This is a genomic window from Clostridium sp. UBA5119, from assembly GCF_002414285.1.
Lineage (GTDB): Bacteria > Bacillota > Clostridia > Clostridiales > Clostridiaceae > Clostridium_J > Clostridium_J sulfidigenes.
In genome coordinates, this window is the sequence record NZ_DHYX01000011.1 from 57,963 (window position 1) to 71,055 (window position 13,093).

At 31.9% G+C, this 13,093-nt stretch carries 12 protein-coding genes and 1 pseudogene; 10 read left to right on the plus strand and 3 right to left on the minus strand.

The genetic code is table 11. The features are described from left to right. Positions 1-27 precede the first annotated feature (27 nt). On the plus strand, positions 28-1,002 hold the full coding sequence (locus B2671_RS01180) for a permease (RefSeq protein ID WP_346868764.1): 975 nt from the start codon (positions 28-30) through the stop codon (positions 1,000-1,002). A gap of 83 nt (positions 1,003-1,085) precedes the next feature. After that, positions 1,086-1,322 (plus strand): thioredoxin family protein, encoded by a 237-nt coding sequence (locus B2671_RS01185; protein ID WP_346868765.1) that lies wholly within the window; start codon positions 1,086-1,088, stop codon positions 1,320-1,322. A 91-nt stretch (positions 1,323-1,413) separates the two neighbouring features. Here B2671_RS01185 and B2671_RS17540 read toward each other — a convergent pair whose 3' ends face one another. Then, the gene (locus B2671_RS17540; protein ID WP_414632598.1) at positions 1,414-1,578 is read right to left on the minus strand and encodes a YmaF family protein; all 165 of its coding nucleotides are present in this window, start codon (positions 1,576-1,578) and stop codon (positions 1,414-1,416) included. Positions 1,579-1,787: 209 nt separating this feature from the next. Here B2671_RS17540 and B2671_RS01190 point away from each other — a divergent pair, with 209 nt between their 5' ends. From B2671_RS01190 to B2671_RS01210, 5 genes are all read left to right on the plus strand, one after another. Then, positions 1,788-2,777 (plus strand): helix-turn-helix domain-containing protein, encoded by a 990-nt coding sequence (locus B2671_RS01190; RefSeq protein WP_414632599.1) that lies wholly within the window; start codon positions 1,788-1,790, stop codon positions 2,775-2,777. A gap of 230 nt (positions 2,778-3,007) precedes the next feature. Further along, positions 3,008-4,798 (plus strand): ABC transporter ATP-binding protein, encoded by a 1,791-nt coding sequence (locus B2671_RS01195; RefSeq protein WP_346868767.1) that lies wholly within the window; start codon positions 3,008-3,010, stop codon positions 4,796-4,798. Further along, complete coding sequence (locus B2671_RS01200) at positions 4,791-6,515, plus strand: ABC transporter ATP-binding protein (RefSeq protein WP_346868768.1); 1,725 nt, start codon at positions 4,791-4,793, stop codon at positions 6,513-6,515. The genes B2671_RS01195 and B2671_RS01200 overlap by 8 nt, the downstream gene beginning before the upstream one ends. Before the next feature lie 258 nt (positions 6,516-6,773). Further along, positions 6,774-7,436 (plus strand): rubrerythrin, encoded by a 663-nt coding sequence (gene rbr / locus B2671_RS01205; protein WP_346868769.1) that lies wholly within the window; start codon positions 6,774-6,776, stop codon positions 7,434-7,436. Positions 7,437-7,624: 188 nt separating this feature from the next. Then, positions 7,625-8,233 carry an acetate uptake transporter gene (locus B2671_RS01210; protein ID WP_346868396.1) on the plus strand — a complete coding sequence of 203 codons (609 nt, stop codon included), beginning with the start codon at positions 7,625-7,627 and terminating at the stop codon, positions 8,231-8,233. Between the two features lie 167 nt (positions 8,234-8,400). Here B2671_RS01210 and sstT read toward each other — a convergent pair whose 3' ends face one another. Next, complete coding sequence (gene sstT / locus B2671_RS01215; protein ID WP_346868770.1) at positions 8,401-9,633, minus strand: serine/threonine transporter SstT; 1,233 nt, start codon at positions 9,631-9,633, stop codon at positions 8,401-8,403. 580 nt (positions 9,634-10,213) lie between these two features. Here sstT and B2671_RS01220 point away from each other — a divergent pair. After that, positions 10,214-10,747, plus strand: coding sequence for a GNAT family N-acetyltransferase (locus B2671_RS01220; protein WP_346868771.1), 534 nt, complete (start codon positions 10,214-10,216; stop codon positions 10,745-10,747). Between the two features lie 88 nt (positions 10,748-10,835). Here the strand turns inward: B2671_RS01220 and B2671_RS01225 are convergent, their stop codons facing one another. Then, positions 10,836-11,444: a TetR/AcrR family transcriptional regulator gene (locus tag B2671_RS01225; protein WP_346868772.1), complete on the minus strand. Its 609-nt coding sequence runs from the start codon at positions 11,442-11,444 to the stop codon at positions 10,836-10,838. Positions 11,445-11,711: 267 nt separating this feature from the next. On the opposite strand from B2671_RS01225, the gene hypB reads away from it, so the two are divergent. Both hypB and B2671_RS01235 read left to right on the plus strand, forming a co-directional pair. Beyond that, entirely contained in the window at positions 11,712-12,383 is a 672-nt protein-coding gene (hypB, locus tag B2671_RS01230; protein ID WP_346868773.1) for a hydrogenase nickel incorporation protein HypB, read from the plus strand. A gap of 242 nt (positions 12,384-12,625) precedes the next feature. Continuing rightward, positions 12,626-13,093: pseudogene (locus B2671_RS01235) on the plus strand (pyridine nucleotide-disulfide oxidoreductase); the annotation flags it as partial.

The window sequence follows — 13,093 nt, forward strand, 5'->3', positions numbered from 1 at the left end:
CAAAATATAACTTAAGGAGATGGTAATGTGTTTATATTTGAATGGTTAAATAATCAACTATTGAAAATGGAATGGCTTAGTAATTTAGTTACGCTTATAGTAAAAAAATTATTTGGACTAGATGTTAATAGCAGAATTGGAGGAAGTATTCACTTCTTTATATATGATGTTATAAAGATATTCATACTACTTTCAGTATTAATATTCTTAATTTCATATATACAAAGTTTCTTCCCACCAGAGAGAACTAAGAAAATTTTAGGAAGGTTTAATGGTATTTGGGCCAATATATTGGGTGCCTTACTTGGAACTGTTACACCTTTTTGTTCATGCTCATCCATTCCGTTGTTTATAGGATTTACTAGTGCAGGTCTACCAATTGGAGTTACATTTTCATTCTTAATATCTTCACCTCTTGTAGATTTAGCTTCCGTTATTTTGCTTGCAAGCATATTTAACTGGAAGATTGCAATTGCTTATGTGGTTGTAGGTCTTATTCTTGCAGTTATTGGAGGCTCAATTATTAGTAAATTGAAACTTGAAGAATATGTAGAGTCCTTCGTTTTTAACAATAAGATGATTGAAGTAGAGCAAGAAGATTTGACTAAAAAAGATAGGATGATTTTTGCTAAAAACCAGGTTTTGGACATTATAAAAAAAGTATGGCTTTATATTTTAATCGGTGTAGGAATTGGAGCTGCAATTCATAATTGGATTCCAGAAAATGTAATTACTGCTGTTCTTGGTCAGGATAAATGGTATTCTGTTCTAATAGCAACTTTTGTAGGAGTTCCTATGTATGCTGATATTTTTGGAACTCTACCAATTGCAGAAGCATTGGTGCTTAAAGGAGTAGGAATTGGCACAGCGTTATCATTTATGATGGGTGTAACTGCACTTTCCCTTCCATCTATNNTTTTAGGTATTTTTATAGGAATTGTTACTATAGGAATTATTATCATAGGTTATGTCTTTAATGCCTTTGGTTATCTTCTACTATAAGATTACTTATTAAGACATTTTATAATTTTAATAGAATATATTTTATTTAGGTTTTTAAAAATAATATTTAAGGAGTGATATGTATGATAATTAAGATTCTAGGATCAGGATGTAAAAAATGCGTTACATTAAAAGAAAATACTGAAGTAGCATTAAAAGAAACAGGGATGGAAGCTGAGATAATTAAAGTTATGGACTTTAAGGACATTATGACTTATGGAGTAATGACAACTCCAGCACTAGTTATTAATGAAAAAGTTGTTTCCTTTGGAAAGGTATTAAAACCAAAAGAAATTATAAAGATTCTTCACAATTTATAAAAAATAACTTATAATTTAAGACACGACACATGTAGTGCTTTGCGCGTAAATCTGATTACGGTACAAAGCTTGCAATGTGTCTTTTTGTTGCCTAAAAATGGTGATACATATATAAAATATGGACATCATTACAACTAGTTCTGCCATATACAAAGTGTGCATGCATATCTTCACCAACAGGTATAGCTAGACCCGTTATAGACTCAACTTCATGAAAATAGTTTTCGTAAAAATAAGAATTCTCATCACTAGTAATTTTTTAGAAAGTTTAATTGAAAGACTTTATGTTATGAAGAATTATGATAAAATTAAAGAATCAGTGACAAGGTCAAAATCAGAGATTAATAACTATATTCACAGAATTATTAAATTTATATACAATTAACATGTATAAACTAAGGAATATTATATAAAATATGATAATTTTATCTGAGACATAATGAAAGAAGGTGTTTATAATNNATAATAAGTATTTTATCAAAAGAAAAGAATCTATATGATCCAGAAGTTAAAGTTGATATACAAAGGGATGATTATACTGTATATAGGATGGAAAGTGACAATGGAGAAGGTATCATGACAAGTTATAAGGTGTTTCCGGGAATTGAACTTCTATACAACGATTTTAATATGGAAAATTGTTTTCACAATAAACGTCCTTGTTATGACATAATGGAAATTAACCATTGTAGGCAAGGTCGTTTTGAATGTGATTTTGATAATGGGTCATATGTGTATCTGGAAGAAGGGGATTTAGCTGTAAATATGTTAAGCAATAGGACAAAAAATTCTTGTTTTCCTCTGGAGCATTATAATGGTGTTTCTGTCATAATTAATCTTGTGGAGGCTGCAAATTCAATTTCTTATGTACTAAAGGATATATCTATTGATCTCTATGAGTTACGTGATAAATTATGTTCTGACAACCAGTGTTTTATTATGAGAGCAAGGGATTCGGTGGAGCATATTTTTTCTGAACTTTACACTGTACCAGATAAAGTAAAATATGGTTACTTTAAGTTAAAAGTATTGGAGTTATTATTATTTCTCAGTGTTGTTGACGTAGATGATAAGCGGGAAGAACGTCCATATTTTCATAAAAGTCAAGTTGAGATTGTCAAAGACATGAAAAAATATATGACAAATAACTTAGAGTATCATTATACACTAGAGGAGCTTTCAGAGCATTTTTGTATACCTCTTACTGCTATGAAGCTTTGTTTTAAGGGTGTTTATGGGGTTTCTATTTATGCATTTATGCGTTCATATAGAATGCATGCAGCTGCAGTTTTATTGCGCCAAGGAACGGATAGTGTTACCGCTATTGCTAACAAAGTAGGATATATAAATTCCAGCAAATTTGCTTGTGCATTTAAACAAGTCATAGGCATGTCACCTGTAGTGTATAGAAAAACAAATAATCTGAATGGAGCGATATGCGACCGTTTGGAGTAGAAATGAAATGTAAAACATATTATAATATTGCTTTGTAAGGAGGATAAGATGCGCCAGAGGAGTGCTTTTTTAAAATACTTTAGTTAGCGTAAACTAACTAAGTTAATCCATTAAATCCTTTTTGCAATTAAAAAGAATTGCATGGATTAGGAAAAACATTAATCGTATAATTGAGGTTGGTTAGCTATAGCTAACTAATTGTGATTTAATTAAATTAGGGGGTGGTTCATTTGAACAACAAGAAAAATAAAATCTCAGGAATACTTTCCTTTGCAGGAAAATATCAAGTGTTAACAATTTTAGGGTGTATCCTCTCGGGTATTAGTGCTGTGCTTTCTCTTATACCTTTTGTATATATTTGGTTTATTGTAAGAGATATTTTTATGGTATTACCAAATGTATCTCAGGCAACAAATCTTGTTCATTACGGATGGATGACAGTAATTTTTGCCTCAGCAAGCATTTTTGTTTACTTTATAGCCTTGATGTGTACGCATATATCTGCGTTTCGCGTTGCAAGAAATATGAGAAGTAAGGCATTACACCATATTGTTAAGTTACCACTTGGATATTTATCTGAGCAAGGTAGTGGAAAACTGCGTAGGATAATTGATGAAAGCTCAGGTCAAACAGAGACATTTTTAGCTCATCAGCTTCCTGATTTAACAGGGGCGTATATAACACCTGTGGCAATGATTATATTACTATTTACTTTTGATTGGCGTCTTGGAGTAATAAGTATTACACCGATGTTAATTAGTTTTTTGTTCATGTCTAAAATGGCAGGAGCTACTATGAAAGAAAAAATGGGAGAATATCAAAATGCACTTGAGAATATGAATAATGAAGCGGTGGAATATGTTCGTGGGATTCCTGTTGTTAAGACATTTCAGCAAAGTGTATTTTCTTTTAAAAACTTTCATGACTCAATTATGCATTATAAAAAATGGGTAGTTGAATATACAATTTCTCTTCGTATTCCGATGACATGTTTTACAGTTTGTATTAATGCAATTTTTGCATTTTTGATTCCTGCAGGGATTCTTTTAATTGCTTCAGCTACAAATTATGAAGTGTTTTTGCTTGACTTTATATTTTATATTTTATTTACTCCATATTGTACTGTTATGATGACACGAATTCTTTTTTCAAGTGAGAATTCGATGTTAGCTAAGGATGCGGTAAGTCGCGTAATGAGTATTTTAGAAGAAAAACCACTAAAAGAATCAACACATCCACTTCAACCAAAGGATGCTTCTATCACTTTTGATAAAGTAACATTTACCTATAAGGACGCAAGGCAGCCTGCACTGAACAATGTATCCTTTCACGTTCCACAAGGAACAACAGTAGCTCTTGTTGGCCCTTCGGGTGGAGGGAAAACTACTGCTGCTAGCTTGATTCCAAGATTTTGGGATGTGGATAGTGGAAATATTATGGTAGGTGGCGTTGATGTGAGGAATATTGCTACTGAGGATTTAATGAATTGCATTTCATTCGTTTTTCAGGATACACATTTATTTAAACAGAGTTTGTTAGATAATATTTGTTCTGCAAAACCAAATGCTTCTCGAGAAGATATTATAAAAGCTATAAAAGCGGCACAGTGTGAAGATATTATTAGAAAAATGCCAAATGGTATCGATACTGTAATTGGCACAAAAGGCGTATATCTTTCAGGAGGTGAAGCTCAGCGTATTGCACTTGCTCGTGCGATTTTAAAGAATGCTCCTATTATCTTGCTTGATGAAGCAACTGCCTTTGCGGATCCTGAAAATGAGCATCAGATACAAATGGCATTGGAAGAATTGACCAAAGGAAAGACTGTTTTAATGATAGCTCATAGACTTTCTACAATTCGTAATGCAGACTGTATCATAGTTATAAAAGATGGAATGATCGTTGAACAAGGCAATCATAATGAGCTTCTTGATGAAAAGGGATTATATTCAAAGATGTGGACAGACTATAAGTCCTCTACGAGTTGGAATGTAGGAAAGGAGGCTGTTTCCAATGGTTAACTTCTTAAGAAAGCAATTTGCACTTAGTAAACAAGGTGCAAAGGATTTAATTAAAGCAATTTTAGCATGCACTATTACGGATATTAGTCTAATGTTCCCTGTGGGAATACTGTATATGTTGTTGAAAAATTTTATTTCTCCTCTCTTGGGTAATGAAACAATCGCACCGAGTTTTTGGTTGTATATTGGCATTTCAGTGTTAATTTTAGGAGTTATTTTTGTGCTGCAATATATTCAGTATGNNTATAAAGAAAGTGCTAATAAACGAATATCTATTGCAGAACAACTCCGCAAAATACCGCTTTCATTTTTTGGTAACCGAGATTTATCTGATTTGACAACTACAATTATGACAGATTGTGCAGGACTTGAGACGGCATTTTCACACTATATTCCTGAATTTATTGCTTCAGTTATATCAGTTTTATTTATAGGAATTAGTCTATTTATCATGGAATGGAGAATGGCACTAGCTCTCCTATGGGTAGTACCTGTTGCTTTTCTAATAACGGCAGGTGGAAAGGTACATCAGGATAAAATTAATTTGATGAATAAGCAGGCTCAACTTGAGCGTGCAGATGGTATTCAGGAATGCATAGAAACAGTTAAAGAAATCAAGGCAAATAATCAAACTGAAAAATACTTATCTGAACTAGACAATAAGCTGAAAGTTTCTGAAAAAATTAGTATAAAGGCAGAACTTCATGTAGCTATGTTTGTTGTATCTGCACAAATGATTTTGCGTATCGGTGTGGCAACGGTGGTTTTAATAGGGTCTATTCTTTTAATTAATGGTGAAACGGATTTTTTTACATTTCTGATGTTCATGATAGCTGCATCTCGAGTATTTGATCCTCTGTCCGGATCACTAATAAACCTTGCAGCTATGTTTAATTCTTTACTACAAATAAATCGTATGAAAAAGATAGAAGAGCAACCTATCCAGACAGGAACAGAATTAGTTAGTTATCAAGGATATGATATTTGTTTTGAACATGTTGGATTTGCATATAATGCTGGAGAAACAGTACTGAAGGATGTTTCCTTTACAGCAAGGCAAGGTGAGGTAACAGCACTTGTAGGACCGTCAGGTGGAGGTAAAAGCACAGCTGCAAAACTAGCAGCGAGATTCTGGGATGTTACAAAAGGTAAAATAACACTTGGTGGAGTAGATATAAGTGGGGTTGAACCAGAAACATTACTTTACAATTTCTCAATTGTATTTCAAGATGTAGTGCTTTTTAATAATACGGTTATGGAGAATATTAGACTTGGTAAGAGAAATGCTACTGACGAAGAGGTTCTGGCAGCAGCAAAAGCCGCCCAATGTGATGAATTTGTAAATCGAATGCCAAAGGGATATCAAACAATGATTGGTGAAAATGGCTCAACTCTTTCAGGAGGGGAAAGACAGAGAATTTCAATTGCAAGAGCCTTGCTTAAAGATGCTCCTGTAGTTTTACTGGACGAGGCAACAGCATCTTTAGATGTAGAGAATGAGTCTTATATTCAGAACGCTATAGCACACTTAGTAAAAAATAAAACTGTTTTAGTCATTGCACATAGAATGAGAACAATAGTTGGAGCACATAAAATTATAGTTTTAGAAAATGGAGAAGTTGCTGAACAGGGTAATCATGAGGAGTTGCTAGCCAAACAAGGACTTTATAATAGATTATGGTTAATACAATCTAAAGCAAGTCAATGGGAAATATAAGTCTTACCAGTCCTTTGATTTGTTTGAATACATTACAATTATAGTAAAAATAGAATTTTTACTGGAATTTTGATGCTAAACCTCTGAAAGAAAATAACATTACTTGATATTTTATAAAAAATAACTTAATTTCGAGGGTCTAATTAATATTGGGAAATTAAATATTATATGGTATAATAAGAAATAGTAGGAATAGATTGTGAAAAAATAAATAAATAAAATTTCAAATAAAAAATTTTAAATTTAGGGGGAATAAAAATGGTAAGATATCGTTGTTCAGTATGTGGTTATATTCATGAAGGGGAGTTACCAGAAGGTTTTAGATGTCCTAAATGTAAACAACCAGCGTCAGTATTTGTTAAAATTGAAGAAGAAAAAGAGACTAAAAATATTTATGCAGGAACAAAGACAGAAAAGAATTTGATGGAAGCTTTCTCAGGTGAAAGCCAGGCGAGAAACAAATATACATACTTCGCCAATATTGCACAAAGAGAAGGATACGATCAGTTAGCTGAAATTTTTCTAATGACAGCTAGAAATGAACAAGAGCATGCTCGTATATGGTATGAAGAGTTGGGTAATTTGGGAAATACTGCTCAAAATCTTTTACATGCAGCTGAAGGTGAAAACTATGAGTGGACAGACATGTATGATGGTTTTGCAAAGGATGCTGAAGCGGAAGGATTTAAGGAATTAGCTGAAAGATTCCGTAGAGTGGCTGATATTGAAAAGTCTCATGAAGAGCGTTATCGTAAATTGCTAAAAAATATTGAAATGCAACAGGTGTTTGAAAAAGGTGAAGAAACTATGTGGGAATGTCGTGTTTGTGGACATCTTATAATGGGAAAAAAGGCTCCTGAAGTTTGTCCTGTATGTAAATATTCTCAAAGTTATTTCGAAGTTAGAAAAGAAAATTATTAATTTTAAGCCGTCACTTATTGTGGCGGTTTTTTTATTTTGCATATTAATATNNAATATATAGTTCTTTATATAATTCAAAGTAATGGTTTATAAATATGTAAACATTATTATTTTTATTGACAATGGATAATATTTTTGTTATTGTTTAAAAGTATGAAATTTGTGTGAACTTATATTAGGAGGATATTATGCAAGAAACAAAGGTTAAAGTAGTAGTAGCTGATCCGTCGGCAATAGGTTTATTTGGACTAGCAATGGTAACATTAGTAGCATCATCTCAAAAGTTAGGATTAACAGAGGGAGTATCTTTAGTATTACCATGGGCAATATTTTTAGGAGCAACAGCACAATTGTTGGCTTGTTTAAATGATTTTAAGCATAACAACACTTTTGGAGCAACAGCTTTTGGTGCTTATGCATTCTTTTGGTATGGAGTTGGTTTTACTTGGTTAATTCAAAATGGAGTATTTGGACCAGCCCTAGCAGCTAAAGCTGACATAAATCAATTAGGAGTTGCTTATTTAGGGTATTTAATTTTTACAATATTTATGACTATAGGTGCTATGGAAACTCATAAGGTGTTATTTACAATATTCCTATTGATAGATTTCCTATTCTTAGGATTAACACTAACAACTTTTGGAATAATGGAGCATGGAACACATATGCTAGCTGCTTATTCTGAGTTAGGAATAGCTTTAGTATCTTTCTATGGTTCAGCGGCTGCAGTATTAAATACTCACTTTGGAAGAGTATTTTTACCTGTTGGAAAACCTTTTGGAATATTTAAGAAGTAATATTTAGGTGATGAATTTTTTCATCACTTTTTATATATCCATGGTATGTAAAATTGGATTCTAATTTTAAAGCGATTATGATGGTTTAAAGCCTCCTAGAATAGTTTATAAGCTATCTAAGGAGGCTTTATCTTTATAAATATAAGAATTACACTAGTATTTAATTTCTATTTAGAAATACTTATTTTTTTACCTTCTTTACGCCACTTACTAAATTCAGCTGTTGCTGTGAAAAGTGCATCTGTGGATGAGTTAAGTGCAGTTTCAGCAGAATCTTGTATAACACCTACGATAAAACCTACACCAACTACCTGCATAGCAATGTCACTTGGGACTCCAAATAAGCTACATGCTAGAGGGACAAGTAATAGTGAACCTCCAGCCACTCCAGAAGCACCACAAGCACTTACTGCAGAAAGTACGCTAAGAATTATTGCTGTACCAATATCTACTTGGATACCAAGAGTGTGAACAGCTGCAAGAGTTAAAACAGAAATAGTAATAGCTGCACCAGCCATGTTAATTGTGGCACCCAAAGGAATTGATACTGAATAAGTATCTTTATCTAAACCAAGCTCTTCACATAAACTCATATTTACAGGAATATTAGCAGCAGAACTACGTGTAAAAAATGCTGTGATTCCACTTTCTTTTAAGCATTTAAATACAAGTGGGTATGGATTTTGACGAATAGCTACATACACCATAATTGGATTTACTACAAGAGCTACAAAAATCATACTTCCAAGTAGAAGTAAAAGTAATTTTCCATAGCTAAGAAGTGAAGCTATTCCACTTGTAACGATAGTATCAACTACAAGGCCCATGATTCCTAAAGGTGCAAAGTTTATTACCCATACAACCATTTGAGATAATGCATCAGAAACATTGGAAATTATTAATTTTGTAGAATTTGCAGCATTTTTCAAGGCAAAACCAAGAATTACTGCCCAAGCTAATATACCAATGTAGTTAGCATTAAAAAGAGCTTTTACTGGATTATCAACTAGATTTAATAGTAAAGCTTTAAGAACTTCTACTACACCGCCAGGAGGAGTAATGTTTTCTACCCCAGCTACAAGGGTTAGGCTTACCGGGAATAAAAAGCTTCCCACAACAGCAACAAGTCCGGCTAAGAATGTTCCTAAAAGATAAAGAATAATAACGGTTTTCATATTGGTCTCATGACCACTTTTGTGTTGGGAAATAGCACTGGTTACCAAAAATAAGACTAGGATAGGTGCAATGGCTTTTAAAGCACCTACAAATAGAGAGCCAAAAATTGATAATGGCTTTGCTACATTAGGAATGGTTACGGCTAATATAATACCTATGATTAAACCTATGATTATACGTTTTACTAAACTTAATCCATTCCATTTCTTCATTAGATTCTTCATAATATTTTCCTCCTATAACGTTAAATAAAAAAGTAAGTTTCAGTGGCTTTAAATTTGTTACTAGGAAATCCTTTGGTAAAAATAAGTTTATCATGAATCTTCACTAATGTGAAGTGGAAAAGCATAATGAATTTTCAATTAATTAATGGTCACCTTTACATAAATAACCTATATAATAAATAATTAGAAAATAAAATTAGTTTTAAAATTGTATTTTAAGGCCCATAAACACTTAATTTATGAATCATATAAATTAAATTTAAAATATTGATAAAATCAATTCAATTGCAAGAAAAAAATTTTTACAAGCATTATGAAAGATTCCACTACATATCTCTATACTATTTTGGGATAACAGTTCTATAATTATTCATTGAAAATAAAAATTTAATTAGGAATATAGATTTTACTAAAATTTCAGTTGTTGGATTTTTAGTAAAATATGTGTATTATGTAAATAGGAGATAGAAAAGTGAAGTCACTGTAAAGAAAAAAGAAATTAGTGGCAAGAGAAAATTTATAAGGAGTTCAAAGTATTATAGAACAGGGTTATTTTACATAAGTATTTGGAGGTAGAAGTATGGCAAATGTTATATATAGAAAATTAGAATTAGAGGAATGTGAGTATATAAACAAAATGAATCCATCTCAATATATAGGAAAAGCATGGAGAGATGTGGATGGCAAACGTAAATTAGTGGAAATAAATTACCAAGATTGTGATTGGCCAAACGGCTATGAATATCATCTCAGAAATTTGAAAAAAACTATCTTAAGTGGTGGAAGTGCCATTGCTGCTTTTGATGGTAATAATAAATTACTGGGGTTTTCAACAGTTAATCGTGAATTTTTTGGTGAAAAATTTAATTATGTTTTATTAGATCAACTTTTCATAACCTTAGAATGTAGAAATAAAGGAATAGGAAAAAATTTATTTATACTTTCTGCTAATGCTGCAAGAGAGTGGAAAGCAGATAAAATTTATATTTGTGCAGGTTCTGCTGAAGAAACAATTGCTTTTTATTTTTCATTAGGCTGTAAAGAAGCAGTGGAAATAAATAAAGAACTATATGAAAATGACCCAAGAGATTACCAATTAGAATTTTCATTATAAAAATCACCCATATATTATTTGTTTTAGCAATAAAAAAACAAGGATGCTATTTAAAAATTACAAGTATCCTTGTTTTATGTAACCTAGCTTAGGATTTATTTTTTTGCATAAATGTAGGGATGCTTTCTGCAAAAAATCTCACAAAGGTGTCTTTAAATTCTTGATCTTCCTGTTTTAAAACCCCCAGGGAATATTGCATTGCAACACCATCTAGAGCTGCTATTAAAATAGCAGCAAGACTTTTTTTGCATTTGGTATTTTCAATACCAAATGCGTAAAAGTACATATCTGCTACCTTGTTTATTATTTCATTATAATCTTGTTTAAGGCTTTCACTAAGAGAGCCACCTTTGGATAATACGTAGCCTATTAATAAAACTAAAAGGCGTTGCTCATTAACCTTAGACATACGTTCTCTAACTTTATCACTAATTTCATTTAACATATTTTCAGTGCTTTTAAGATTACTACTTTCATCTTTTTCAGAAAGTTTTTGAGCAAAGTACATAGTTTCCTTTACTGCGTGGTAGAATAACTCGTCCTTGTTCTTAAAATGATGATATATTGCACCAGTAGTAAGCCCAGCAGCTGAGGCTATTTGACGCATACTTGTTTCTTCAAAGCCGTTTTCTATAAATACACTAATTGCAGCATCTAAAATATGTTGTTTTTTTTCATTTGGTTCATTAGCGTTCATTTTATTCACCTCATTTAAAAATAGTATATCATATTTTTATAACATTATGGTTCACATATCATAGGAGTATTACATTAAAGACATAATAGTCTGCATTTTCATAACATATGTATTATTTCGAATGTTAATTCATTGACAAAGGTAGATGTGTATTATATTATAAACATAACAACTGTTATGTTATATTGTGGAACAGTTGGTAATAATATATTGTAACCTACTTTAATAAAGTAACCTAAATTAAATATGAAATGGGGGAGAGTTTACATGGAGGCATTTAAAGTTTTAGAAATTAAGCAAAGTGTTTTTGACAACAATGATCGTCAGGCTGAGCTACTTAGAGAAGAATTGAAAAAAGATGGGGTCTTTTTATTAAATCTTATGTCATCACCTGGTTCAGGGAAAACAACAACTGTTTTAAGAACAATTGAAGCTCTTCAAAATGAAATGAACATTGGTATTTTAGAAGCTGATATTGATTCAGATGTGGATGCACATAAGGTTTCACAGACTGGAGTTAAAGTAATTCAACTGCATACAGGAGGAATGTGTCATCTTGATGCTGATATGACTAGACAAGGTTTAAAAGGTATTGGAACAGATAACATTGATTTTGCAATATTAGAGAATGTTGGAAACTTAGTGTGTCCTGCGGAATTTGACACTGGTGCATCAAAAAATGCTATGATTCTAAGCATACCAGAAGGAGATGACAAGCCTTTAAAATATCCTTTAATGTTTTCAATAGTTGATGTTTTATTAGTCAACAAAATAGATGCAGCGGACTATTTTGAATTTGATATGGAGGCAGTAAAAGAGAGGGTAAAAAAACTGAATCCAAATATTAAAGTTATTCCAATTTCAGCTAAAACTGGAGAGGGAATTGGAGAATGGGCTGACTGGATACGTGGACAAATAGATAATTGGAAAAATAAATAACTTTAAATAATTCATAACATTAAAAATATTACAAACTTACCTTGAAATATTTTGACTATATATAATAATCAGCTTCTTTCGGTTACTTTTGTTTTAATAACTTAATAAAACCTAAAAGTGCTGATTATTTTAATATAGTTAATAATAATAATGAGTCTTGCCATCTTTGCAATTCATTGTAAACACTGGTGTTTATAGTTTTGTTTATGATGACATATAATTATTTTGGGGAGGGATAATATATGGTCAAGGAAAAGGTACTTGATCTTGCAAATCACATCAGTAATAAGAAACGTGGCTCGAAAAATGAAATCAAAGCTACAGATCCCGAGTATATGATTCTTGAACCTGTTGTTTCAGAAGAAATGGCTGAAGTGGTACTTTGTATGGAAATACGTAAAAAGGTTACTGCTAAAGATGTTGCTCCTTTATGTGGCAAATCTGTAGAGAGAACAACAGAACTTTTGTTAGAATTAGCGGATGCAGGGGTTTGTTTTGTAAATGAAATTGATGGAGTAGATACATTTTGGTATGAGACCTGGGTTCCAGGTATCATGGAAATGATGGTTAACAATAAGGAGAATGTTAAAAAGTATCCTCAGATTCCTAGGGCTTTTGAAGCCTATGGAAGAGTAAGAGGACCTAAGACAGCAGGAAGTTTTCCTGTAGGAGTAGGTCTTATGCGTGTTATACCTATAGAACATGCCATT

Excerpts from the sequence above, each read along its gene's own strand:
- B2671_RS01185 (WP_346868765.1), top strand. The coding sequence starts at position 1,086 with ATGATAATTAAGATTCTAGGATCAGGATGTAAAAAATGCGTTACATTA.
- rbr (WP_346868769.1), top strand. The coding sequence starts at position 6,774 with ATGGTAAGATATCGTTGTTCAGTATGTGGTTATATTCATGAAGGGGAG.
- B2671_RS01210 (WP_346868396.1), top strand. The coding sequence starts at position 7,625 with ATGCAAGAAACAAAGGTTAAAGTAGTAGTAGCTGATCCGTCGGCAATA.
- sstT (WP_346868770.1), bottom strand. The coding sequence starts at position 9,633 with ATGAAGAATCTAATGAAGAAATGGAATGGATTAAGTTTAGTAAAACGT.
- B2671_RS01220 (WP_346868771.1), top strand. The coding sequence starts at position 10,214 with ATGGCAAATGTTATATATAGAAAATTAGAATTAGAGGAATGTGAGTAT.
- B2671_RS01225 (WP_346868772.1), bottom strand. The coding sequence starts at position 11,444 with ATGAACGCTAATGAACCAAATGAAAAAAAACAACATATTTTAGATGCT.
- hypB (WP_346868773.1), top strand. The coding sequence starts at position 11,712 with ATGGAGGCATTTAAAGTTTTAGAAATTAAGCAAAGTGTTTTTGACAAC.